Consider the following 24557-nt stretch of genomic DNA (forward strand, 5'->3'; position numbering starts at 1 on the left):
GCTATGCTTATGGCTCCTGGCCTGCCACATGTTCTCAAAAGGATTGCCTGACCGATGTCCGTTTCGCATAAAAAAAGTGCCAGATTACGTGATGAAGAGCGTGCCCGTCTTATCTGGCTGCTGACCACCGATAAAGCCGTGACCTCGGCGCTGCTGGGAAAACTCACTCTCGCTGAACGCTATGACGACGGTACGCTGGCAGACGATCTGGCGGAGGTCGAGGTGCTGGTTTCTCACCTGCCGCCGCCGGACCTTGCCGATGCCCTCGAAGCGCTGCCGTACGACGGGCGTAATGCGCTCTGGCAGCTGGTCAGCAACGACAAACGCGGCGAGGTGCTGCTCGAGGCATCGGAAAACGTCTGGGGCGATCTCATCGATAAGATGAGCGACCACGAGCTGCTCGACGCGCTGCAAACCCTGGATATCGACGAACAGGTCTATCTGGTTCAGCACCTGCCGCGTAACCTGACCGGCCGCTTACTGGCGACGATGCCGCCGGAAAAGCGCGCGCGTGTCCGCCAGATTATGCGCTACGCCGACAATACCGTCGGGGCAATCATGGAGTTCGAAGTGATTGTCGTGCGTCCGGAAATGACGCTGGCGGCGGTACAGCGCTACCTGCGGCGGCTGGGCAAAATGCCGGAGAACACCGATAAGCTGTTTGTGACCACCCGCAATAAGCTTCTGCTGGGTGAGCTTCAGCTGCAAACGATTCTGCTCAATGATGCGCAAAAACGGGTCGGCGACGTTATGGAAGGGGACCCGGTTACCTTCCAGCCGCATGAAGAGGCTGAAAAGGTGGCGCGTACCTTTGAGCGTGACGACTTGATCAGCGCCGCGGTGATTGATGCGGAAGGGAAGCTGATGGGGCGTCTGACCATCGATGAGATCGTTGACGTCGTCTATGAAGAGACGGACAGCGATCTGCGCGGCATGGGCGGCCTGAGCAGCGAAGAGGATGTCTTTGCGCCGGTCAGTAAAGCGGTGAAGACCCGCTGGGCTTGGCTGGCGGTTAATCTGTGCACCGCCTTTATCGCCTCGCGGGTGATTGACGGGTTTGAACACACTATTTCACAGCTGGTGGCGCTTGCCTCGCTGATGCCGATCGTCGCCGGGATCGGCGGCAATACCGGTAATCAGACGATCACCATGATCGTGCGCGCTATGGCGTTACAGCACATCCAGCCCGGCAGCTTTTCGTTTCTGATCATGCGCGAGATGGGCGTCGCGCTGATTAACGGCCTGGTGTGGGGCGGGATCATGGGAGCGATCACCTGGTGGCTGTATCAGGACCCGCAGCTGGGCGGCGTGATGACGCTGGCGATGATGCTGAATCTGCTGATGGCCGCGATGATGGGGGTGATTATCCCGATGGTGATGGTCAAGCTGGGGCGCGATCCGGCGGTCGGCTCCAGCGTGATGATTACCGCGATTACCGACACCGGCGGCTTCTTTATTTTTCTCGGTCTGGCGACGATATTTCTGATGTAAGCGCCGGCCTGCTGCGCAGGCGACGGGGAATCAGCGCCATCACTGCCAGTCCGGCCAGAACGCCAATGGCCAGATTGCTGGTTCCGACCGTCGCGCCGACGGTCGCCAGCATGACCAGCGTCTCCGGCCACGGATGACGCGCCACTTCCGCCGGACGAATGCTATGCCAGCTGAAGGTTTTTGCCGCCACAATCACCATCACTCCGGCCAACACCACCATCGGAATTTTAGCCATCACTTCACTCAGCGCGGTCACCAGCAGCAGCAGTACAAGGCCTGCCGCAACGGTTGAGACGCGGCTTCGGCCTTTGCCCATTTCGACGTTAACGATGGTCTGCCCGATCATGGCGCAGCCGGCGATACCGCCGTAGAGTCCGGCGAGAATATTGGCGATGCCCAGCCCGGTACTCTCGCGCGCTTTGCTGGATGGCGTGTGGGTCAGATCATCCACGAGTTTAGCCGTCAGCAGCGACTCCAGCAGCCCAACGAAGGCGATACTCAATGCGCAGGGCCAGATAATGTTCAGCGTGTGCAGATCGAGCGGTACCCGCAGAGCGGTAAATCCGGGCAGTCCGCCGCTCATGCTGCCTTCATCACCGACGGTGGGCAGCAGCTGGCCGGTGGTGACGGTAAACAAGGTCAGCAGGATGATAGCGATTAGCGGCGAAGGGATGGCTTTGATATAGCGCGGCGCCCACAGCACAATCAGCAGTGTCAGCACGAACAGGCCGATGATCAGCGGCCGTGTGCTCCAGAAATGCGGCAGCTGGGCAAAGAAGATCAGTATTCCCAGCGCATTCACAAAACCGGTCATCACCGATTGCGGAATAAACCGCATCAGCCGGGCCATGCCGCACAACCCAAACAAAATTTGAATAATACCAGCCAAAATAACAGCGGGCAGGATATAGCCGACGCCGTGCTGATGCACCATAGGGCCAATCACCAGCGCCACCGACCCCGCCGCAGCGGTGACCATGGCCGGTCTGCCGCCAAGAACCGACATCGCCAGGCAGAGCACAACGGACGCAATCAGGCTGACTTTCGGGTCAACCCCGGCAATCACGGAGAAGGAGATAACCTCTGGAATCAGGGCCAGCGCGGTGAGTACGCCAGCCAGCGCTTCGCGGGTCAGCAGCGAGGGCGAGCGTAATACATGGCGAAGAGCGCCGTTCGAAGAGGGTGGTACGTGGTTGGTGGCCTGATGCATAAGCGTTTCGCTGGTAGATAAACCGGAGCCACGAGCCTGAGCTTGTGTGCGGTCTGTCACAAAACAGGGGATGATAGCGCGTGGACGTGACATATACCAGTACAAAATATGATTTAGCGTACACATTTATTAAACATTTTTATAACAGATCTCAAAACTCAACTTAAATTTTAAACAATATTTAATTTTTTGATCTTCGGTGTTACCTTGATTCCCGATAATCGTTTCACCTGCGCTAAATCCAAAAGCGAGTAAAGTAAGGCTCAAATCCGATGAAGAAAAAGATGGCCGTACCCAGCTCACCGGCTGTTGGTTCAAATACACCTCGGACCAACACCCGCCATGAGCAAGAGACGGATGTATTGTTGATTGGCGGCGGCATCATGAGCGCCACGTTGGGAACCTGGCTTCAGGAACTTGAGCCGGACTGGTCTATTACCATGGTCGAGCAGATGTCCAGCGTGGCTGAAGAGAGCTCGAACGGCTGGAACAATGCGGGTACCGGCCATGCGGCTTTGATGGAGCTGAACTACACGCCACAAACCGCCAGCGGGATTAATATCGACAAAGCGGTCGATATCAATGAATCCTTCCATATCTCCCGGCAATTTTGGGCTCACCAGGTGACACGCGGCATACTCAGTAAGCCGAAATCGTTTATTAACAGCGTGCCGCACATGAGCTTTGTGTGGGGCGAAGACAATGTGAATTTCCTGCGCGCACGTTACGCGGCGCTGCAGCAGAGTGAGTTGTTCCGCGGGATTCGCTATTCTGAAGATCATCAGCAGATCAAAGAGTGGGCGCCGCTGGTGATGGAAGGGCGCGATCCGCAGCAAAAAGTGGCCGCGACCCGCACCGAAGTCGGAACCGACGTCAACTACGGGGAAATCACCCGCCAGCTGATTGCCGGACTGCAGACCCATGATAACTTCTCTTTGCAGCTTGGCACCGTTGTGCGTCGCTTTAAGCGCAACGCGGACAAGAGCTGGACGGTGACCCTGGCCGATGCCGATAATCGTCGCCAGAAGCGCGTTATTAAAGCCAAATTTATCTTTATTGGCGCCGGCGGCGCCGCGCTGACGCTGCTTCAGGAAACCGGCATTCCTCAGGCGAAAGAGTACGCGGGCTTCCCGGTGGGCGGTCAGTTCCTGGTGTGCGAAAACCCGGAGGTGGTGAACCATCATCTGGCGAAAGTGTATGGCCAGGCCGAAGTGGGCGCGCCGCCGATGTCGGTTCCGCATATCGATACGCGGATTATCGATGGTAAGCGCGTGGTGCTGTTCGGACCGTTCGCGACCTTCTCGACCCGCTTCCTGAAAAACGGCTCGCTGTGGGATCTGCTGGCATCAACCAACACCTCGAATATTCTACCGATGCTCAATGTTGGTCTGGATAACTTCGATCTGGTGAAATACCTGATTAGCCAGGTGATGCAGAAAGATAACGATCGTCACGAGGCGCTGCGCGAATACTATCCGGAAGCGAATAAAGAGGACTGGCGCTTGTGGCAGGCTGGCCAGCGCGTACAGATTATCAAACGCAACGGCAAGAAGGGTGTACTCCGTCTGGGCACGGAAGTGGTCAGCGATGACGAAGGTACCGTTGCAGCGCTGCTGGGAGCCTCTCCGGGAGCATCGACGGCGGCGCCTATCATGCTACAGCTGATGGAGAAGGTCTTTAAAGAGAAGGTGCAGTCGGCCGCCTGGCAGGCGAAACTGAAAGAGATCGTTCCGTCCTACGGTCTGCGTCTGGACGGTAATCCGGCGGCAATTGAACAGGCGCTGGCGTGGACCAGTGAAGTGCTGCAGCTGCATTACGAGCCAGTCGCGGTGGTTGATCAGGTCCCGCTTGCGGAGCTGAAGCCGCTGTCCGGTGACAAACCTATGGCGGATATTGCGCTATAGAACGACATCCGGCGGCTGATGCCGCCGGATAGTGACTGTTTATCGCTTCGCGTTAGCGTACAACGGCATTACCGATGGTTTCGTCTGCTTTCCAGATTCGGTATTTCACTTCGACGTTATCTGGCGTGTAGACCACGATTGGCAGCTTGCTGTTGTAGCGCAGCATCGCATCATCACCTAACCCTGCCAGCACAAATTTACGCTCTTTTTTGCCGTCCGGGCAGGCCATCATGGTTGAAACCGGTCCGGTTACTTTATCAAAAACGTAGTAATCGTAGCCCCAGCCTTCCAGCGTTTTGCTTTCCAGTTGGCCGCCGAGGCGATGGCGGTTGCAGTCGACCTCAAGGGTCTGGCCGATCATCAGTTCGACTTTAAATGCGGATTCGTCCTGCTGCTGCGGCAGCTGAATCACCTGACGCTTCATGCCTTTTTCCGCCTTCGGATAGGGGGCGACCTTTTCCAGAGGCTGTTCAGCGGCCAGCGCGCTGGTGGAAACACAGGCAACGGCCAACAGAGAAACAGCAAGCGTAGAGATTTTATTCACGATTCATCATCCTTTGTTATCGATCTTTAACGGCAAAAGACTAGCACTCTTTTGCGTAATGGTAAGAATAATTTACCATTATTTTCATACATTCTGGTCTTATTGACTGACTTTTCTTGATGGTGTGCAAGTATTCACTACCCATTTCCACGCTCTGAGCGAAAGGTTCTTGCGGTATCCTTGACGGGATATTGCCGCCAACTGCGGCCGGTAATCCGGCGTTAATAATCATCAGCAAGCGAAGACGCTTTCAGGTGCAATGATTCCACTCTGACCGGCCCATACCCGCGAATGATGAGGCGTTATCAGTGACATGAATGCAAACAGAAGGGGGAAGCGAAATGCTCCCCCCGATGCTTACTCATCGCGACTGACTTTCCCTTCCTCGATGAACTCTTCATCTATTTCGTCGGTGTTGCCCGCGTGTTCGCGCCCCGATAACAGATTCCAGCAGGCGATAAACAGGGCGGCGATCAGCGGCCCGATGACAAAGCCATTAATACCGTAAATCTCCATGCCGCCGAGGGTGGCAATCAAAATCAGATAGTCCGGCATTTTGGTGTCTTTGCCCACCAGCAGCGGGCGCAGAATATTATCCACCAGGCCTATCACAATCACGAAGAAGCCCACGATAAACGCCCCTTGCCATAGCTGATCGGTGGCAAACAGGAAGATAGCCGCCGGTACCCAGACTATGGCGGAACCGATCGCCGGAATCAGCGACAGAAACGCCATGATGGCGCCCCACAAAATGCTGCCGTCGAGGCCGGCGATAGAAAATGCGATACCGCCAAGTATCCCCTGGGCGAGGGCGACGGCGACGGTACCTTTTACGGTTGCCCGTGATACGGCGGCAAATTTGGCAAACAGATGCTGCTTAACGTAGTTAGACAGCGGCAGGGACTCAAGGATGAGCATGACCAGATAGGGGCCATCTTTGAGCAGGAAAAACAGCAGATACAGCATGATGCCGAAGCTCACGGTAAAGCCGAATGTCCCTTTACCAATCAGGAACGCGCTACCGGCCAGATATTGCCCGCCTTTCAGGGCGGCGTCAGAGAGCTGTTTCTGAATCTGCTCTGCGCTGTCAAGGTTATGTTCGGAGAGAAAGCTTCTGGCCCACTCGGGCAGATGGGCAAACAGGTTTGCCACCACCACCGGAAACTGGGTGTCATTATGCTGAAGCCGGGTGTAAACCAGGTTTAGCTCGAACGCCAGCGATGAAATGATGATCGCCAGCGGCGTGAAAACAATCAGGCAGATAATCACCACGGTCAACAACGATGCCAGGTCATTGCGCTCACCGAGGCGAGCCCGCAATTTGTTCTTTACCGGGTTGAAGATGACCGACAGAATCGCGGCCCACAGTATGGCTGAATAATAAGGCGAAAGAACATTAAAAAAGGCGAGGCTGACCATCAGCAAAATCAGGATAAAAAATCCCTTCGTAAGTCCATTAACTCTCATATTAATTGTTCCGGTGTCAGGCAAGTACGACGAATAATAGAAGCTATTCTTCGTTTTACAATCAGTAAGGTCGGAGTTTGTTCATCGGCAGCACGGAAACGGGGATGGATTCGAGCGCGGACCGCGACCGTGTCGGTGGGGCGGATTCGGGCATTAAAAAACCCGCAGGCTCAGAGAGGATGCGGGTTTTTAAGGGGTTACCGGTGGTTAAGATAACCTACCGGTGAATGATTTGGTCGGCACGAGAGGATTTGAACCTCCGACCCCCGACACCCCATGACGGTGCGCTACCAGGCTGCGCTACGTGCCGACGTATGGAGGACAATATTACCCGTTCCCCGACCGAATGCAAGCCGGGGAACGGCTGATTGATTCATAATTAATCAATCAGTTAGCGATAAAGCGTTTTTCGTCAGTCAGGATCTGCAACAGCAGGCTGAGCTGAGGTTTGCGGTTATCAATCTTTTTGCCATCGCTGTTCCAGGTGCTGTAGGTACCGTTGTGGTTTAGCACCACGGTCACCTCTGGCGACGTGACCGCCAGCGTATCGCCGTTGGCTGCCGTCACCCAGGCCCGGCGACGCGCGGGGCTGAACAGGTCTTCACCCTGTGAATATTCGTTGGCAGGCGTGGAGACGTGCAGCAGGCGCTGCATCAGCGTGGTCATCACATCTTTGTTGCTGGTCAGCGTCGCGATGTTCTGCGCCGGAATTCCTGGCCAGTGAATAACCAGCGGCACCTGCAGCTGCTCCCGGGACCAGTCAAACTTACCGCGCTGCGGATTCAACGGCATACCGTGAGCGGCGGTGATAATCACCACGGTGTTATCCAGTTTTCCGGCATCGCTCAGGGCGCTCAGTACCCGGCTGATTTGACTATCAACATCTCCCGCCGCACGACTGTAGCGACGCGCGAAGTTTTGCTGCTGACTGTTGTCCAGCGTGGTGCCGTTTAACGAAATCCATGAGAACCAGCGGTTTTCATCCTGCGCATAGCGATTGAGCCAGCCAATCCACTGGTCCGCCGTTTGCTCATCGCTTTGCGTTTTCTCATTTGGCAGCGAGAAATCGGACAGCAGCGCCTGGCGATAGAGCGGGCTGCTGAAGCCATCGGAGGAGAACAGCCCCAGCTGATATCCCTGCTGGTTAAAGGCCGTAATCAACGCGGCCGGAATGCGGGCCGACAGCACGCCATCCATATAGCCCGGCGAAATCCCGTAGAACAGGCCAAACATACCGCTATCGGTAGTGTTGCCGGAGCTCATATGCTGGGTAAAGTTGACGTTCTCTTGTGCGAAACGGGCCAGTTCCGGCATATTTTTCTCAAACCGTGAATAGTTCAGGTTATCGACGGTAATGAGCAGAACGTTGTAGCCAGCCCCCAGATCGCGATAGCGCAGGTTGCTCAGCGGATACTCAACGGAGACGGCTTCCGGCGCCCCCTGTTCTACCAGCCGACGCTGGTAATCCTGGGCATCGAGCAGGCCATGTTTCTCAAGGAAACGGCGGGCCGTCATCGGATAGGAGAGCGGCAGATTCGCCCGTTGCATGGTGATCGGGCGATAGAAATTCGCATCCGCCCAGATATAAATCAGGTGGCTGCTGATAAAAGAGAGAAAGAAAAACCAGGCGACAGGCCGGGCGTAGTGGCGGCGACGCGTCAGGCTGCGCAGCTTCTGCCAGCTCCAGGTCGCAAACAGCATTTCCAGCAGGAAGATAATCGGCACGCTGATAAACATCAGCTGCCAGTCGCGCGCCATCTCATTCTGGTCAGGGTTGATGACCAGTTCCCAGACAATCGGGTTAAGATGCAGGTGGAAACGGGTAAAGACTTCGCTATCGATCAGCAGAAGCGTCATGCCCGCGGTCGCCAGAATGACCGACAGGAAGCGCATCAATCGCTGCGATATGACGATAAAGGTCAGCGGGAAGAGAATCAGGACATAGCTGGTAAACACCAGAAAACTGAAGTGACCCACGAGGCTGACATACGAGAAAATACGTCCGCCCAGAGTCGTGGGCCAGTCGGCGACAAAAAGATAGCGGCTGCCGAGCACCATGGCCAACAACATGTTGAACAGGGCGAACCAGTGCCCCCAGCTGACCATCTGGGAGATTTTTTCTCGGTAGGGCTGACGAAGAGTCACCATATACAGTTGTTGGTTATCCTTAGTGCGCCGGGTCGTCGTTGATTGAAGACTGCAGAGCCTGGGCAAAAGAACGGGCGATCGCCTGACGCTGCGCCGGCGCGACGCTACTATTGATCAGGTTAGTCACCATATTGCCTAGCACCATCAGTGAAAGGTCAACGGGGGCTTTGTGTGTTTCCAGCACGTTGCTCAGCTCGCTAAGCAGCTGTTCGACGTGTTCATCACTATAGCGGGATAATTGCGGCATAAACTCAAAATCTGTTTGTTCGTGAAAGGGCAACATATTACCGTAGCAGCAGCTTTTTTTCCGCATTTTTTCGCCACGGCGCAAAAGCGCGCAGGATCGCGAGTCTCAGGTCGTCGAAGAGTCACGCGGCGGTTGCGTCGCCGTCCCGGCGGTGGTTGAATACCGGCCGGTCTAAAAGGAGAGTTTAACATGAGTCTGGATATCGACCAGATTGCCCTGCATCAGTTAATTAAACGTGATGAACAAAACCTCGAACTGGTGCTGCGCGATTCCTTACTGGAGCCGAATGCGACGGTCGTGGAAATGATGGCCGAGCTGCATCGTGTCTACAGCGCTAAAAACAAGGCCTACGGTCTGTTTAACCAGGAGAGCGAGCTGGCGCAGGCCCTTCGCCTGCAGCGTCAGGGCGAGGAAGACTTTCTCCCGTTCAGCCGGGCGGCAACCGGCCGTCTGCGTGACGAACTGGCGAAGTATCCTTTCGCAGAAGGCGGTATCGTGCTGTTCTGTCAGTATCGGTATCTGGCGGTAGAGTACCTGCTGGTGGCGGTGCTGAACAACCTGAGCAGTATGCGCGTTAATGAAGATCTGGATATCAGCTCGACCCACTATCTGGATATCAATCATGCCGATATTGTGGCGCGCATTGACTTAACTGAATGGGAAACCAATCCGGAGTCGACCCGCTACCTGACCTTCCTCAAAGGCCGTGTCGGGCGTAAAGTGGCTGATTTCTTTATGGACTTCCTTGGCGCCAGCGAAGGGCTGAACGCGAAAGCGCAGAACCGTGGCCTGCTCCAGGCGGTCGATGATTTCGCCTCCGATGCTCAGCTCGATAAGTCCGAACGGCAGAACGTTCGTCAGCAGGTCTATGCTTATTGCAACGAGCAGCTGCAGGCGGGAGAAGAGATTGAGCTGGAATCTTTATCCAAAGAGCTGGCCGGCGTTAGCGAGAAGAGCTTCCAGCAATTTACCGCTGAACAGGGGTATGAGCTGGAAGAGAGCTTCCCGGCGGATCGCAGCACGCTGCGTCAGTTGACCAAGTTTGCCGGCAGCGGCGGCGGGTTAACGATCAACTTTGATGCCATGCTGCTGGGCGAGCGGGTGTTCTGGGATCCGGCAACGGATACGCTGACCATCAAAGGTACGCCGCCTAACCTGCGCGATCAGCTGCAGCGTCGGACTTCCGGCGGTAGCTGATTCTCCGCCAGCCCCGGTGAAGGCCGGGGCTGCTGCCCGGGCCATCGTCGGCCCGCGGCGTTCTTACTCTGCATCGGCGCGGATCGTCTCGATCCCGTGCTGGGTCAGCTTCGCCTGCAGGGCCTCATCCAGCAAACCATCGATAATCAGGGTACTGGCAAGGCTTAACTCGCCGATGGCAAACGCCGATGCCGAGTTCAGTTTTTCCTGCGACGCCATCACAATGGTTTCAGCTGCCCGCGCGGCGAGCGCCCGCTTGATAGCCGCCTCTTCATAATCGCCGGTAGTGAAACCAGCGCGGTCATGCACCCCGGTAACGCCCATAAAAAACAGATCGGCATTGATCCGCGCAATACCTTCCAGCGCGCTGGCGCCGACGGTGACCACCGAATGTTTAAACAGCCGCCCGCCGATAAGAATGACCTCAATCAACGGCCGCTCCACCAGCGCGACGGCAATACCGGGGCTATGGGTCACGATGGTGCAGGCTAAATCAGCCGGCAGACAGCGGACCATTTCTTCTGTGGTGGTCCCGCCATCGATAATCACCACCTGACCCGGCTGGATCAGGGCCGCCGCCCGGCGGGCAATGGCCTGTTTCGAGGCGATTTGCACGTTTTTTCTTGTTTCGATCGGCGCGATGGCCGCCGAAACCGGCAGCGCCCCGCCGTGGACCCGCTGCAGCTTGCCTTCCCCCGCCAGCTCGCGTAAATCCCGGCGGATAGAGTCTTCAGAGACGTTAAACCGCTGGCTAAGCTCACCGGACATTACCTGTTTTTCGACGGCCAGAATCTGCAGTATTTGCTGTTTTCGTTGGCTGGCAAACATATTTTTTCCTTCATGTTTGATCTTGTTTGTGCGTTATTTTGCATGTTATCGTGGCCGCTGTCATCTTATCAGGAGAAAAATATGTCCTGCGATACATCCCGCGTTCGCCACGTGCGTGAAACGCTGCTGTCCGACAACTGGTATACGTTAAAAAAATACACTTTTGAATTGCTGCGACGGGACGGCCGTTGGCAGGAGCAGAGCCGTGAGGCCTACGATCGCGGCAACGGCGCGGTGATTCTGCTCTATAACCGGGTAAAGCAAACCGTCGTGCTTATTCGCCAGTTTCGTTTTCCGGTGTGGATTAACGGTCATGATGGTTTTTTGATCGAGGCGGCTGCCGGACTGCTGGATAATGCGTCGCCGGAAGAGCGCATTATCGCCGAGGCGGAAGAAGAGACCGGCTTTCGCGTCACCGGTATTGAACCGGTTTTTACTGCCTACATGAGTCCGGGGTCGGTTACCGAAAAACTCTACTTTTTCATTGCCGAATATTCGGCGGACGATCGCCGCAGCGAAGGCGGCGGGCTGGCGGCGGAAGGGGAGGATATTGAAGTGCTGGAGTGGCCACTGGCCCGGGCGTTACAAGCGATACGCGAGGGGGAAATTGTGGATGCCAAAACCATTATGCTCCTGCAACACCTGGCCCTCACGGTTTCATCATGCCTTGCTCCGGGTGAAACAAGGCGCGATAACCCTTAACGCAGCTTGCGAGCGATAGCGCTGTACATCAGCGCGGCTTCCAGCGGTTGGGCGTTAAACGAAGGTTCGGCCTGCGGCCAGGTTGACCACTGCACGATCACCAGATGTTCCGCGCGGTTGACCATAATCACCTGGCCATAGATACCCAGCGCCCACAGCGAACCTTTCAGCCCCTGGCGAGCGGTAGGGTCGACGTGCTGCGCGTTGGCCGGAATCGCGTTATTCCACCATTGATAGCCGTAAATGCCTTCCGGGTGTGCCGGGGAGACTGATTTCTGCGCCTGAGTCCAGGCGGAGGATTGGTCAAACCAGCCTTCAGGCACCCGTCGTTGGCCGTTGGCCAGGCGTCCATCCCGGGCGACAAACTCGCCGAAACGACCCCAGTCTTCCAGCGTGGCGTTAAAGCCATGCGCCCCGACGTCATGTTTACCCTGCTGATAAGCGTGCCAGACGCCGTCATGCGCCATTCCGGCGGGTTGCCACAGGGCCTGCTCCAGCCATGCGGCAAGCGGCATTCCGGTGGCCCGCTCCACCACATCCCCCAATAGCCATGCGCCCCCTGATGAGTAGGACCACTGCTCGCCGGCGGGATGCGTACGCTTCAGGGAAGCCACGATCTTGCGCACGCATGCGTAGGCGCCCGGATGGGCCTCACACTGGGTCAGGCGGGCGAAATGGGATTGTGGATTGGTGTAATCTTCATTCCACTCGACGCCGGAGGTGTGCTGAATCAGCTGCTTAAGGGTGACATCATCCCAGGCGGTGCCTTTCAGGTCGGGCTCGTAATCGGTGACCCGGTCATTAAGCGAATGGATTTTACCTTGCTGAATCGCCATACCGACTAAGGTGGAGACCACCGCTTTACCTACCGAGCGGGAGGTCCACAGCGTGGTGTCGGTGTTGCCTGCGCCGAGATATTTGTAGGCAATTTTACCCTCTTTGAGTACCAGAAAACCGGTAACGTTCTGGCGCTTCAGGTAATCCTGCAGGTTCCATGTCTGGCCGTTTACCGTGTAGCTGACGTCGGTCAGCGGCTTATCTGATGGCGACAGCGGCGTGGCGCTACCGTGACGGAAGACATCGCCGTCATAGTTACGGTAGTCGTTGCGAAAGCCGATAACCCGGGCAGATTGATCCCAGTTGAGCATATCTTTTGTGGCGGGCAGCACGGGATCAAAAGGCGTCGGGCAGACATCCAGCATCACTCCGCCGCAGGACTGCGGTGACGGGGTTTGCGCCATGCTGACGGTAGGGCAAAGCGCGAACATCAGCGCCAGGGCCAGCGGTGTGGTTTTTTTTATCTTTGTCATCAGAGATTCCTTATTAGCCATAACAACCAGGCCTGCAGTATATAAATCGCCTTCGGCAGGCTAAAATCAGCCGATGGGGGATTTTCCCCCAAAGGAAACCTCGGGATGAAAATGCTGCATTACTCATTTGCCCAGATTGAAGCCTTTGCCACCATCGCGGAAACCGGGAGTCTCTCACGGGCGGCGATTCGGCTCGGAAAGGACCGTACCACGCTGCGCGATCTGCTGGATTATCTGGAAGATGCGCTGGGATATGCGCTGTTCCTGCGCGAAGGGCGGAGCCTGGCGTTAACCGCCGAAGGGGAACAACTGTTTCGCCAGGCGCATCTACTCCTGCGCCAGGCGCAGGCCTTTGAGTCATTTGCGCAGACTCTGCCGCGCACGGCGGGGCAGGAGCTGCGGGTGGTGTACGATCCGTTTGTCCCGCGCCCCTTTCTCTGCGCGCTGGCAGACCACCTTGCCCGACGTCAGCTGCGAATGAGCTGCTGGAGCGCATCGCGTCGCGAGGCGGAGCAGGCGCTGGCCGACGGGCAGGCCGATCTGGCTATTTGCCAGGCCAATAACCGGACTCTCGGTAGCGAAATGGAATGGCGAGCGTTGGGAACCGTCGATCTGCGCTTTTATGCGACGGAGCGCCTGTTTGCTGACTGCGCGCGTCCGCTGACTCTGCTCAATCTGTCGCTGGTGCCACAGCTGGTGATGCATCGCCGTGCAGACGAGCAAATTGCCCGCCGGGTGCAAATCTCGGGACACACGCTGTACATGAATGAGAAAGCGTTATTGCGCCATGCGCTGCAGCAGGGGCAGGGGTGGGGATTCTTACCTGACCATTTTCAGGCGGTCGACTGGCAAGGGGTGGAGGAGATTGACACCGAAGTCGGTACCCAGGGGCTGAATGTCACGATGGTAATGCTGTGGCAGCCGGGAATGAACAAGCATCCGACGCTGGGAGAGGTGGTTGATTTTGCGCCTTTGCTATGGAAACAAGACGCATAACAAAACGCCCCGGACCTTGCGGGCCGGGGCGTTTGCCACTCAACTTGCTATCGCGATTAAGCGCGAACGAAGTCGATGTGAGTCAGTTTTGGCTTGAACGCGTGACGCTGAACAGCCTGAACTTTTACTTTTTCTTCTTTGCCATCGATAACGATGGTCAGAACTTCACCGTAGAACTCAGCTTTGCTCTGAATGTTCCACAGTTTGTCCTGGTCCAGCTCGATTGCTACCGGAGTAGCTTCACCGCCATAAATGATGGCCGGGAATTTGTTAGCTGCACGCAGGCGGCGGCTCGCACCCTTACCCTGCTCTTTACGTACTTCTGCGTTGATAGTAAACATTGATGTCTCTCTATATTTAAATCCTGCTACAGGCGACCCAGCAGCAGGCAGATGATCTGCTTTGCGAATGCAAAAGCGGGCGGCATTATATCCACCTATGGCGTTGACGGCAATGAAAACCTCAGGCGCGGCGCTGATTAACGCAGTTCGTTTGCCCGACGGAAGCGGCCTTGATAGTCGAAGACTTTTTCCCTGACCTGCCAGTACTGGCCTTTCATGCGCGCGACGACAAAGTCCGGATGACGCAACAGCGGCTGCTGGGCAACAATGTCGGCAGGGGTTATCCAGCGCAGCGGCACGCCCGGCGTGCGGGTATGCGGGCGGATAAACAGCTGCTCAAACGCGGTCCGCTGGGCCGGCGTCTGCAGGCGGAAGCGCTCGCTGACATCGGCGCCGTCCTCATCGTAATAGGTGATTTTCAGCCACGGGCCTTTATCGTCACCACCGTGCTGCAGGTCCATACCGCTGCAGCGCAGCACCAGCGCGTCTTTGAGCTTCAGCGCGGCCTTCAGCATATCGTCGGGGTCGACCAGAATCGTGTCGCACTCGCGGCAGCGGCGGGCGGCAATATCATTTTCCGCATTGCACTGCGGACAGTTTTTAAAACGAAAACGAAAATCGCACTGTTCACGATGACCGTCGTCATCTTCAAACCAGCCCTGGCAGCGGCGGCCAAAGTGTTCAATCAGCGTACCGTCGGCGGTGGTCTTTCCCCAGAAGGTATTGGCAAAGCCACAGGCCGGACAGAATACCTGTACGGGGACGTTATCGCTCTTGCCCTTCGGCGAGCCCACCTCTGGCGCATAGAGATCGTGAGGATTTCCGGCATAGTCGAGAATCAGGCAGTCGGTTTTCCCCGGCGCCAGACGCAGGCCGCGGCCGACAATTTGCTGATACAGGCTGACCGACTCCGTGGGGCGCAGGATGGCGATCAGATCGACATGCGGGGCATCAAACCCGGTGGTGAGCACCGCCACGTTCACCAGATAACGATACTGCTGCGCCTTAAATGCTTCGATGATGCGATCGCGCTGCGGACCGGGCGTGTCACCGGTAATCAGCTCCGCCTCGCCGGCGGGCAGCAGGCCGGTAATTTCCCGCGCGTGTTCTACCGTGGAGGCGAAAATCATCACTCCCTTGCGCGTCTGGGCAAATTCGACGATCTGGCTGACGATATGCGGCGTAATGCGCTGCTGCTTTTTTAGCTCAAGGTTCAGGTCCGCTTCGCTAAACAGCCCGTTGCTCTGCGGCTGAAGGCGGCTGAAATCGTACTGTACGACCGGCATATCCAGCCGCTCCGGAGGCGTCAGATACCCGTGCTTGATCATATAGCGCAGCGGCAGCTCGTAAATACAGTCGCGGAACAACGCCTTCTCATCACCGCGAACCATACCATGATAATGAAACTGGTAGATCCAGCCCTTGCCGAGGCGGAACGGCGTGGCGGTCAACCCGAGCAGACGCAGCTGCGGATTGACCTGCTGCAAATGGCTGATAATTTGCTGGTACTGGCTGTCATCATCGTCGCTGATGCGGTGGCATTCATCGACGATCAGCAGTGAAAACTCGGCCTGAAACTGTTCAAGGTTACGGGCTACCGATTGCACGCTGCCGAAAACCACCTTGCCGTGGCTCTCTTTACGTTTCAGGCCGGCAGCAAAAATATCCGCCTCCAGCCCAAGCGCACAATACTTGGCGTGGTTTTGCGCGACCAGCTCCTTGACGTGCGCCAGCACCAGAACGCGGCCGCGCGACAGACGCGCCAGTTCGGCGATGACCAGGCTTTTACCTGCGCCGGTTGGCAGGACGATGGCGGCCGGTTCATGATGGCGACGAAACCAGGCGAGCGTGGCGTCGACGGCCTCTTTTTGGTAGGGACGTAATGTAAAAGTCATGGCTATACTGGCGTTAATTAACTCGCAAATAGTATGCCACGAATCTTTTCCCTTGAGTGGCGTTAAGAGCCCGTTATACTAGCCAGCGAACTTCTTCTTTTTCGGGCGTTTGCCCGCTCCAGCATTATTACAGGCTAAAAAAATCTCATGCGACTTGATAAGTTTATCGCTCAGCAACTTGGCGTCAGTCGGGCTATTGCCGGGCGTGAAATCCGCAGCAGCCGCGTTCTCGTAGACGGCGAAATCGTCAAAGATGCGTCGTTTAAGCTCCAGCCAGAGCACGACGTGGAGTATGACGGCAATACGCTGACCCAGCAGAACGGCCCGCGCTACTTTATGCTCAACAAGCCGCAGGGGTACGTCTGCTCCACGGACGATCCGGATCATCCAACGATTCTCTATTTCCTGGATGTCCCGGTCGCGCATAAGCTGCATGCCGCAGGTCGACTGGATATCGACACCACCGGACTGGTGCTGATGACCGATGACGGGCAGTGGTCGCACCGCATCACTTCTCCGCGCCATCACTGTGAGAAAACCTATCTGGTGACGCTGGAAAACCCGGTGGATGAGCAAACGGCTGAACAGTTTGCGAAAGGCGTTCAGCTGCACAATGAAAAGGATCTGACGAAACCTGCGCGTCTGGAAGTGCTGACGCCAACGGAAGTGCGCTTGACGATAAGCGAAGGGCGCTACCATCAGGTGAAACGCATGTTCGCGGCGGTGGGTAATCACGTCGTCGGCCTGCATCGTGAACGTATTGGCGACATCATGCTGGATGAATCTCTGGAGCCTGGCGAGTACCGCCCGCTGACGGAAGACGAGATAGCCAGCGTTGGCCTCCAGCATGCACGGAGTAAAACGTGACGGCAAAGCAGAATTCTTCACTGGGGATTGTGTTTATTCTTGGCCTGCTGGCCATGTTGATGCCACTGTCGATTGATATGTACCTCCCGGCGCTGCCGGTGATTTCGGCGCAGTTTAATGTGCCGGACGGCAGTGCGCAGATGACGCTCAGTACCTATATTCTGGGCTTTGCTTTCGGTCAGCTGCTGTATGGCCCGATGGCCGACAGCATCGGCCGTAAGCCGGTGATCCTCGGAGGAACGCTGATTTTCGCCGCGGCTGCGGTGGCCTGCGCGCTGTCGCAGACTATCGACATGCTGATTACCATGCGCTTCTTCCACGGTCTGGCGGCCGCGGCGGCGAGCGTGGTCATCAATGCCCTGATGCGCGATATCTATCCGAAAGAAGAGTTTTCGCGGATGATGTCGTTCGTCATGCTGGTCACCACTATCGCGCCGCTGGTTGCGCCGATGGTAGGGGGCGCCGTTCTGGTGTGGTTCAGCTGGCATGCGATCTTCTGGATTCTCGCGCTGGCGGCGCTGCTGGCCTCGGCGATGATTGCTTTTTTCATCAGCGAAACGCTGCCGGTTGAACGGCGACAAAAATTTAGTCTGCGCACCACGCTGGGTAACTTTGCGACCTTGTTCCGGCATAAGCGGGTGCTGAGCTATATGCTGGCGAGTGGCTTCAGCTTTGCCGGGATGTTCTCCTTCCTGAGCGCCGGGCCGTTTGTCTACATCAATATCAACCACGTTTCGCCGCAGCACTTTGGTTACTATTTTGCGCTGAACATTGTCTTCTTGTTCATCATGACCATCATTAACAGCCGCTTTGTCCGACGGGTCGGGGCGCTGAATATGTTCCGCGCCGGGCTGTGGATTCAGTTTGTGATGGCGGTATGGATGGTGGTCTGCGCGCTGCTGGATGTCGGATTCTGGGCGCTGGTGGTCGGCGTTGCCGCGTTTGTCGGCTGCGTTTCGATGGTCTCCTCCAACGCGATGGCGGTCATTCTGGACGAGTTTCCGCATATGGCGGGCACCGCCTCATCGCTGGCGGGGACCTTCCGCTTTGGCATCGGGGCGATTATTGGCGCGCTGCTGTCCATGGCCACCTTTACTACCGCCTGGCCGATGCTGATTTCGATCGCATTTTGCGCCAGCAGTTCCATCCTTTTTTACCTCTACGCCAGTCGGCGACGTAAAACCGCGCACTAAAATACCTGCCACAAGGGGCGATTTCCGCCCCTTTTTTGATGCACATCAACCGCGATGGGCTTCCCGGTTCTGTAATTTGTTTCTTTTATGTAAAATCAATTAGTGTAAAAAGTCGCATTGTTGCGATAAAAAAGTTGTTTTGGATCACAGAAACGGGTACATATAGCCCCGATCTGTTTCCGCAGCGAAACTATAAGGTTCTGGATTATAAGTCGTTAACCCTGGCGTGACGCGGGTGTAAACGTTTTCTATGCTGATGCAGGACTATTTGTCAACGATGTGTTAATATTGATGTAAATTTATTGTGAAGCATTTTGCTTCCGGGGAAACTAAGTGAATACACAGCAACTCTCTATCGTACACCGTCTGCCGCAGAGCTATCGCTGGCTGGCCGGTTTTGCGGGTTCAAGAGTTGAACCGATTCCGCAAAACGGCGCCGAGAGTGAAAACAGCCTCGTTGCGCTGAAGCTACTCAGCCCGGACGGAGAGAAAGCGTGGCCGGTGATGCATAAGCTCAGCCAGGCCCTCAGCGACATCGAAGTCGATTGCTCCATCGTTGAGTGTGAAGGGGAGCCGTGCCTGTTTGTGAATTTACAGGACGAGTTTGCGGCAACCTGTCGACTGAAAAATTTCGGCGTGGCGATTGCCGAACCGTTCTCTGGCCACAACCCATTCTGACCGTCAGCCCAGCGCCAGAAGCTGGCGGGTATATTCCTGCTGTGGAGCGGTAAAAACGCGTTCGCACTCCCCCTGCTCGACGACTTCTCCCTGCCGTAACACCATCACCTGATGACACAACGTCCGCACTACGCGTAAATCATGGCTGATAAAAATATAGGCCAGCCGATATTTTTGCTGTAACGCTTTCAGCAAAGCCAGTATTTGCGCCTGGACAGTCTTGTCCAGCGACGACGTGGGCTCATCCAGCACGATGAGCTGAGGTTTCACGATCAGCGCCCGGGCAATCGCAATACGCTGACGCTGGCCACCGGAAAACTCAGCCGGATAGCGATGCCGCGTTTGCGGATCGAGCCCCACCTCCTGCATCGCCTGTATCACCGCTTGTTCACGCGCGGCCGACGTTAGCGTTGGCTGGTGGACGCGCAGACCCTCTTCAATAATCTGTAGCACGTTCAACCGGGGATTCAGCGACGAGTTGGGATCCTGGAAGACTATCTGCATCTGGCGGCGCAGCGGCAGCATTTGCCGACGGCTACGTCCCTGCAGCGCCTGCCCCTCAAAGGCGATCGTCCCTTGCGAGGCAATCAGGCGCAGCAGGGCCAGCCCGGTGGTGCTTTTGCCCGATCCCGACTCGCCCACCAGGCCCAGGGTTTCCCCCGCGCGCAGCTGGAAATTGAGCGCGTTAACCACCCGGTTATGATCCACTACCCGGCGGAGGAGCCCTTTGCGCACCGGGAAGGCGACGCTCAGATCGACGGCCTTCAGCAGCAGCGGCGCATCGGTGGCCAGCGGCACCGGCCTGCCGGCGGGTTCGCTGTCCAGCAGACGACGGGTATAAGGGTGTTCGGGGGCGGCAAAAAGCGCCCGACAGGCGTTTTGTTCGACGCAGCGACCGTTTTGCATCACCGCCACGCGGTCAGCGAGCTGGCGGACAATGCTTAAGTTATGGGTAATAAACAGCAGCCCCATATTCAGTTCATTTTTCAGCTCGCGTAACAGCTGCAGGATTTGTGCCTGTACGGTCACATCCAGGGCGGTAGTGGGTTCGTCGGCAATCAGCAGCTCTGGACGGGTGAGCAGCGCCATGGCAATCATGATCCGCTGGCGTTCGCCGCCGGAAAACTGATGCGGGTAGTCCGCCAGCCGGCGTACGGCATGACGGATACCGACCCGCTCCAGGCAGTTAAGGATCTCACCTCGCGCGGCCTCTTTGCGCATACCGCGATGCAAAGACAGCACTTCATACAGCTGCTTTTCCAGCGTATGCAGGGGATTGAGCGACACCATCGGTTCCTGAAAAATCATCGCGATCCGATTACCGCGCACCTGACTCAGCGTGCGCTCATCGGCGTGAAGCAGCGACTGGCCGTGAAAGCGAATGTCTCCGCCGGGGTAGCAGACCGGCGGAGAGGGGAGCAGCCGCAGCACCGAGAGCGCGGAGACGCTTTTACCGGAGCCGGATTCCCCCACCAGCGCCAGGGTTTCCCCGGCGCCAATATTCAGGGAGAGCTCGCTGACGACGGTATGCGTTTTCCCCTGCTGGCGGAAGGCGATGGAGAGGTTGTCTATCTCTAACAAAGGCTGCGTCATGTTATACCGCCTTACCGGGGTCGAAGGCGTCGCGGACGGCTTCACCAATGAAAATTAACAACGATAACAGCACCGCGACCGACAGAAAGGCGGCGATGCCCAGCCACGGCGCCTGCAGATTGTTTTTCCCCTGCAGCAGCAGTTCGCCAAGCGATGGCGAACCGAGCGGCAGGCCGAAGCCGAGAAAATCGAGGGAAGTCAGGGTAGTGATGGAGCTGCACAGAATAAACGGCAGGAAGGTCAGAGTGGCGACCATGGCGTTGGGCAGCATATGGCGCAGGATAATATGCCGATCGCTGACCCCCAGCGCCTGCGCCGCGCGAATATAGTCATAGTTACGGGTGCGCAGGAATTCCGCCCGCACGACGCCGACCAGCGCCATCCAGCCGAACAGTACCGTAATGGCCAGCAGCCACCAGAAGCCCGGCTGGACGACACTGGAGAGTAAAATAATCAGGAACAGGGTTGGCATGCCTGACCACACCTCAATAAATCGCTGACCCCACAGGTCAATCTTGCCGCCGTAGTACCCCTGAATGGCACCCGCCAGTACCCCCAGCACGCTGGAGAAAAAGGTCAGCAGCAGGCCGAACAGAATCGATATTCGCGTGCCGTATAAAATACGGGCCAGCACGTCGCCGCCGTTGGCATCGGTACCCAGCCAGTTTCTCGTCGAGGGGGGAGAAGGGAAGGGCGTTTGGGTGGCGAAGTCGATGGTGGTGGCGCCAAATCGGATCGGCGCCCACAGTATCCAGCCGTTATCATCCAGCTGCTTTTGCAGCCACGGATCCTGGTAGTCGGCGGCGGTAGCAAACGGGCCGCCAAAGGTCGTCTCGCTATAATTTTTCAATGCCGGAACGTACAGGCTGCCGCGATACTGCACCAGCAGCGGGCGGTCGTTGGCAATCAGTTCGGCGCACAGGCTGAACACGAAAAGAATCATAAACAGCCACAGCGACAGATAGCCGCGGCGGTTGTGACGAAAACGCGCCCAGCGGGCCTGATTAACGGGACTCAGAAAAGACATCAGCGGCCCTCAAAATCAATACGCGGATCGACTAGCGTGTAGCAGATATCGCTGACAATATTCAGCAGCAGGCCGATCAGGGTAAAAATATACAGCGTGCCGAACATCACCGGGTAATCACGGGAAACGGTCGCCTCATAGCCCAGCAGTCCCAGGCCGTTGAGGGAAAACATCACTTCAATCAGCAAGGAACCGGTGAAAAACATACTGATAAACATCGCCGGGAAACCGGCGATCACCAGCAGCATGGCATTGCGAAAAACATGGCCCCATAAAATATGCTTTTCGCCCACCCCTTTGGCGCGTGCGGTCACGACATACTGCTTGCGGATCTCGTCAAGAAAGCTGTTCTTGGTCAGCATGGTGAGCGCCGCAAAGCCGCCGATGACCGTCGCCAGCACCGGCAGCGTAATGTGCCAGAGATAGTCGAGAACCTTCTGATACCACGTCAGGCTATCGAAATTAGCTGACACCAGCCCGCGCAGCGGAAACAGGTCCAGATAGCTGCCCCCCGCGAAGAGCACGATCAGAATAATGGCGAACAGAAAGGCCGGGATGGCGTAGCCAATAATGATCAGCGTACTGCTCCAGATATCAAACTGGCTGCCGTTATGGACGGCTTTGCGGATGCCGAGCGGAATCGAGACCAGATAGATAATCAGCGTGCTCCACAGCCCCAGGGTGATGGAGACCGGCATGCTGTTTTTGATCAGCTGCAAGACCGACGCGCTGCGAAACAGGCTGTCGCCAAAATCGAAGCGCAGATAGTCGCCGAGCATTTTCAGGTAGCGTTCGTGGAGCGGTTTATCAAAGCCGTAGCGGTGGGTGATTTCGGCAATCACTTCCGGATCGAGACCGCGCCCGCCGCGATAATGGCCTTCGCTGATGTTGCCGACGCCGGTCCGGGCATGGCTGGCAGCCATACCGCTTTCTCCGGCGCCCGGTAAGCCGCCACGGTTGCCGAACTCAATGGCGGCGATGGCCTGATCGACCGGGCCGCCCGGGGCTATCTGGACAATGAAAAAGTTGATCGTAATGATCGCCCACAGCGTGGGGATTATCAGCAACAGCCGGCGGATCAGGTATGCGCCCATCGTTATTCCTTACCGTTTGTCCGCGGGTAGTTTTGCCGCTTTGTTCACGTCATACCACCAGGTATCGAACCCGGATGAGTAGACGGGACGGGTCTGCGGGAAGGAGAATTTATCCCAGTACGCCGTCCTGTCCTGCGCCATATACCACATCGGCAGCATGTAATAGTTCCAGGTCAGCACCCGGTCCAGCGCGCGCCCCAGGGGCAGGAGCTTTTGCTTATTCCCCTGCCAGCGGATGATCTGCGCAATCAGTTTGTCCACCACCGGACTCTGAACCCCGGGCGCATTGTAGCTGGAGTGAATATATGACGAATCCCAGGAGATTTGCAGGTCGGTTCCGGGCCAGGGCGTCGCGCGCCAGACGATGGGCATCATATCGTAGTCACGACTGCGTCGGCGGTTACTGTACTGTGAATTATCGACCTGGCGAATATCCATCGTAATACCGAGGCGCTGGAGATTATGCTGGAACGGCAGCACCCAGCGATCGTTGCCCCCGGAAGGCAGCAGCAGTTCAAAGCGCAGCGGCTTGCCGGTGACGGCGTTGATTCGGCGTTGGTTTTTCAGCACCCAGCCCGCCTGCTTAAGCAACGCATCCGCCTGCAGCAAATTTGTGCGATCGAACCCATCGCCGCGGGATCGCGGCGGCTGATAGACGGAGGTGAAAACCTCCGGCGGCAGATCGGCCTTCATTGGCGTCAGCAGGGCGAGCTCTTCGGCATCGGGCGCGTGACGCGCCGCATATTCGGTATTCTGAAAGTAGCTGCTGGCCCGGCTGTAGGCGCCATAAAACAGCGCCTTGTTCATCCACTCGAAATCAAAGGCGAGGGTGATGGCTTCCCGGACCTGGCGGTCGTTAAACACCGGGCGCTGGATATTAAACGCCAGCCATTGGGTATCCTGCGCCGAGGTGTTCGGGTACTCATCTTTGACAATATAGCCGTGGGTAAAATTGCGTCCGACATAGCGGGTCGACCAGTTTTTGGCCATCGTCTCTGCGCGTCGGTCGACGGCGCCGGCCTTAAAGGCTTCAAAGGCGACATTATCGTCAAGGTAGTAGTCGTAGCGCAGCGTGTCGAAATTCCAGCGCCCGCGGTTCACCGGCAGATCGGCCGCCCAGTAGTCCTTCACCCGCGAGTAGATGATGTACTGACCCATCCGCCAGTCGGTAATTCGATAGGGGCCGCTGGCCAGCGGCGGGGTGGAAAGCGGGTCGCTGAGCTTATGGTTGCGCCAGAATGCCTCAGGCATCACCGGCAGGGAGAGCAGACTCAGCATGTTCTCCTTGCCAGGCTGCGCCAGCGTAATGCGCACGGTGCGCGGCGCAATGGCCTCGACGCGGGTCCCCTTGTAGAACAAGCGGAACTGCGGTACCCCTTCGGTCATAAATTTGTGGAACGTGAAGGCGACATCGCCGGCGGTAATCGGGCTGCCATCATGAAAACGGGCGTGCGGATTGAGGGTTATCTCCATCCACGAGAAATCATCGGCGTAGCGCGTGTGTGCGGCAATGAGCGGATAATAGCTGCCCGGTTCATCATCGGAGGTGGTGAACAGCGTGTCGTACAGAGCGTCGGTACGTACTCCCGGGTTGCCGCGCAGCGCATAGCGGTTGAAGTTATCGAAGGTGCCAATGCTGGCGTTGACTATTGTTCCCCCTTTCGGGGCACTGGGATTGGCATAATCAAAATGGTCAAAGCCGACGGCGTATTTCGGTTCGCCAATGATGGCAAAAGTGCTGCCCTCTTTTATGGTTATGGTTTGCGCCTGACTATTCAGGCTGAACAGGGTCAGTAATATCAGGCAGACACGCGCAAACATAGCC

The 24557-nt window shown here is 56.8% G+C and carries 21 protein-coding genes and 1 tRNA gene; 8 read left to right on the forward strand and 14 right to left on the reverse strand.

The window, feature by feature from the left end:
* The first annotated feature begins 54 nt into the window (after positions 1-54).
* A complete protein-coding gene (gene mgtE, locus BV390_RS06825) occupies positions 55-1491 on the forward strand; it encodes a magnesium transporter (RefSeq protein WP_032686673.1) in 1437 nt (478 codons plus the stop codon).
* Here mgtE and BV390_RS06830 read toward each other — a convergent pair.
* Positions 1454-2701 carry a SulP family inorganic anion transporter gene (locus BV390_RS06830; RefSeq protein ID WP_032686674.1) on the reverse strand — a complete coding sequence of 416 codons (1248 nt, stop codon included), beginning with the start codon at positions 2699-2701 and terminating at the stop codon, positions 1454-1456. The genes mgtE and BV390_RS06830 overlap by 38 nt on opposite strands.
* Before the next feature lie 272 nt (positions 2702-2973).
* Between BV390_RS06830 and mqo the strand changes: the two genes are divergently transcribed.
* Positions 2974-4605, forward strand: coding sequence for a malate dehydrogenase (quinone) (gene mqo, locus BV390_RS06835; RefSeq protein ID WP_015583824.1), 1632 nt, complete (start codon positions 2974-2976; stop codon positions 4603-4605).
* 52 nt (positions 4606-4657) lie between these two features.
* On the opposite strand, the gene eco is transcribed toward mqo, so the two are convergent.
* The 5 genes from eco to BV390_RS06860 all read right to left on the reverse strand — a co-directional run bounded on the left by eco (position 4658) and on the right by BV390_RS06860 (position 9011).
* Positions 4658-5149 (reverse strand): serine protease inhibitor ecotin, encoded by a 492-nt coding sequence (gene eco, locus BV390_RS06840; protein ID WP_032686675.1) that lies wholly within the window; start codon positions 5147-5149, stop codon positions 4658-4660.
* Between the two features lie 357 nt (positions 5150-5506).
* Positions 5507-6616: an AI-2E family transporter gene (locus tag BV390_RS06845; protein ID WP_032686676.1), complete on the reverse strand. Its 1110-nt coding sequence runs from the start codon at positions 6614-6616 to the stop codon at positions 5507-5509.
* 233 nt (positions 6617-6849) lie between these two features.
* A tRNA-Pro gene (locus BV390_RS06850) sits at positions 6850-6926 on the reverse strand.
* A gap of 77 nt (positions 6927-7003) precedes the next feature.
* Complete coding sequence (yejM, locus tag BV390_RS06855; RefSeq protein WP_032686677.1) at positions 7004-8764, reverse strand: LPS biosynthesis-modulating metalloenzyme YejM; 1761 nt, start codon at positions 8762-8764, stop codon at positions 7004-7006.
* Between the two features lie 19 nt (positions 8765-8783).
* Entirely contained in the window at positions 8784-9011 is a 228-nt protein-coding gene (locus BV390_RS06860; RefSeq protein WP_032686767.1) for a YejL family protein, read from the reverse strand.
* A 189-nt stretch (positions 9012-9200) separates the two neighbouring features.
* Here BV390_RS06860 and yejK point away from each other — a divergent pair, with 189 nt between their 5' ends.
* Positions 9201-10208: a nucleoid-associated protein YejK gene (yejK, locus tag BV390_RS06865; RefSeq protein ID WP_032686678.1), complete on the forward strand. Its 1008-nt coding sequence runs from the start codon at positions 9201-9203 to the stop codon at positions 10206-10208.
* A 63-nt stretch (positions 10209-10271) separates the two neighbouring features.
* Here yejK and BV390_RS06870 read toward each other — a convergent pair whose 3' ends face one another.
* Positions 10272-11036: a DeoR/GlpR family DNA-binding transcription regulator gene (locus BV390_RS06870; protein ID WP_032686679.1), complete on the reverse strand. Its 765-nt coding sequence runs from the start codon at positions 11034-11036 to the stop codon at positions 10272-10274.
* 81 nt (positions 11037-11117) lie between these two features.
* Between BV390_RS06870 and BV390_RS06875 the strand changes: the two genes are divergently transcribed.
* Positions 11118-11738: an NUDIX domain-containing protein gene (locus tag BV390_RS06875; RefSeq protein ID WP_085396742.1), complete on the forward strand. Its 621-nt coding sequence runs from the start codon at positions 11118-11120 to the stop codon at positions 11736-11738.
* Here the strand turns inward: BV390_RS06875 and BV390_RS06880 are convergent.
* Entirely contained in the window at positions 11735-13048 is a 1314-nt protein-coding gene (locus BV390_RS06880) for a serine hydrolase domain-containing protein (RefSeq protein ID WP_085396743.1), read from the reverse strand. The two genes, BV390_RS06875 and BV390_RS06880, sit on opposite strands and share 4 nt — an antisense overlap.
* 105 nt (positions 13049-13153) lie before the next feature.
* Between BV390_RS06880 and BV390_RS06885 the strand changes: the two genes are divergently transcribed.
* Positions 13154-14044, forward strand: coding sequence for a LysR family transcriptional regulator (locus BV390_RS06885; RefSeq protein WP_085396744.1), 891 nt, complete (start codon positions 13154-13156; stop codon positions 14042-14044).
* Positions 14045-14100: 56 nt separating this feature from the next.
* Here BV390_RS06885 and rplY read toward each other — a convergent pair whose 3' ends face one another.
* Together rplY and BV390_RS06895 are read right to left on the reverse strand one after the other, a co-directional pair.
* Complete coding sequence (gene rplY / locus BV390_RS06890; RefSeq protein ID WP_004864846.1) at positions 14101-14385, reverse strand: 50S ribosomal protein L25; 285 nt, start codon at positions 14383-14385, stop codon at positions 14101-14103.
* Positions 14386-14522: 137 nt separating this feature from the next.
* On the reverse strand, positions 14523-16280 hold the full coding sequence (locus BV390_RS06895; protein ID WP_085396745.1) for a DEAD/DEAH box helicase: 1758 nt from the start codon (positions 16278-16280) through the stop codon (positions 14523-14525).
* Between the two features lie 147 nt (positions 16281-16427).
* Between BV390_RS06895 and rsuA the strand changes: the two genes are divergently transcribed.
* From rsuA to BV390_RS06915, 3 genes are all read left to right on the forward strand, one after another.
* Positions 16428-17147: a 16S rRNA pseudouridine(516) synthase RsuA gene (rsuA, locus tag BV390_RS06900; RefSeq protein ID WP_004864842.1), complete on the forward strand. Its 720-nt coding sequence runs from the start codon at positions 16428-16430 to the stop codon at positions 17145-17147.
* Complete coding sequence (locus BV390_RS06905) at positions 17144-18340, forward strand: Bcr/CflA family multidrug efflux MFS transporter (RefSeq protein WP_032686684.1); 1197 nt, start codon at positions 17144-17146, stop codon at positions 18338-18340. The genes rsuA and BV390_RS06905 overlap by 4 nt, the downstream gene beginning before the upstream one ends.
* Before the next feature lie 333 nt (positions 18341-18673).
* A complete protein-coding gene (locus BV390_RS06915) occupies positions 18674-19018 on the forward strand; it encodes a YejG family protein (RefSeq protein WP_004864837.1) in 345 nt (114 codons plus the stop codon).
* A 3-nt stretch (positions 19019-19021) separates the two neighbouring features.
* Here the strand turns inward: BV390_RS06915 and yejF are convergent, their stop codons facing one another.
* From yejF to BV390_RS06935, 4 genes are read right to left on the reverse strand one after another with little or no spacing between them, the layout of a single operon-like run.
* Entirely contained in the window at positions 19022-20611 is a 1590-nt protein-coding gene (yejF, locus tag BV390_RS06920; RefSeq protein ID WP_032699100.1) for a microcin C ABC transporter ATP-binding protein YejF, read from the reverse strand.
* Between the two features lies 1 nt (position 20612).
* Entirely contained in the window at positions 20613-21638 is a 1026-nt protein-coding gene (locus tag BV390_RS06925) for a microcin C ABC transporter permease (protein ID WP_032695449.1), read from the reverse strand.
* Entirely contained in the window at positions 21638-22732 is a 1095-nt protein-coding gene (locus BV390_RS06930) for a microcin C ABC transporter permease YejB (protein WP_032686688.1), read from the reverse strand. Before BV390_RS06930 ends, BV390_RS06925 begins: the two co-directional genes overlap by 1 nt.
* Before the next feature lie 9 nt (positions 22733-22741).
* Positions 22742-24553 carry an extracellular solute-binding protein gene (locus BV390_RS06935; protein ID WP_085396746.1) on the reverse strand — a complete coding sequence of 604 codons (1812 nt, stop codon included), beginning with the start codon at positions 24551-24553 and terminating at the stop codon, positions 22742-22744.
* Between the last annotated feature and the right edge of the window lie 4 nt (positions 24554-24557).

Origin of the sequence: Klebsiella sp. YJ, from assembly GCF_002108615.1 — a bacterium.
GTDB classification, from domain to species: Bacteria; Pseudomonadota; Gammaproteobacteria; order Enterobacterales; family Enterobacteriaceae; genus Klebsiella; species Klebsiella planticola.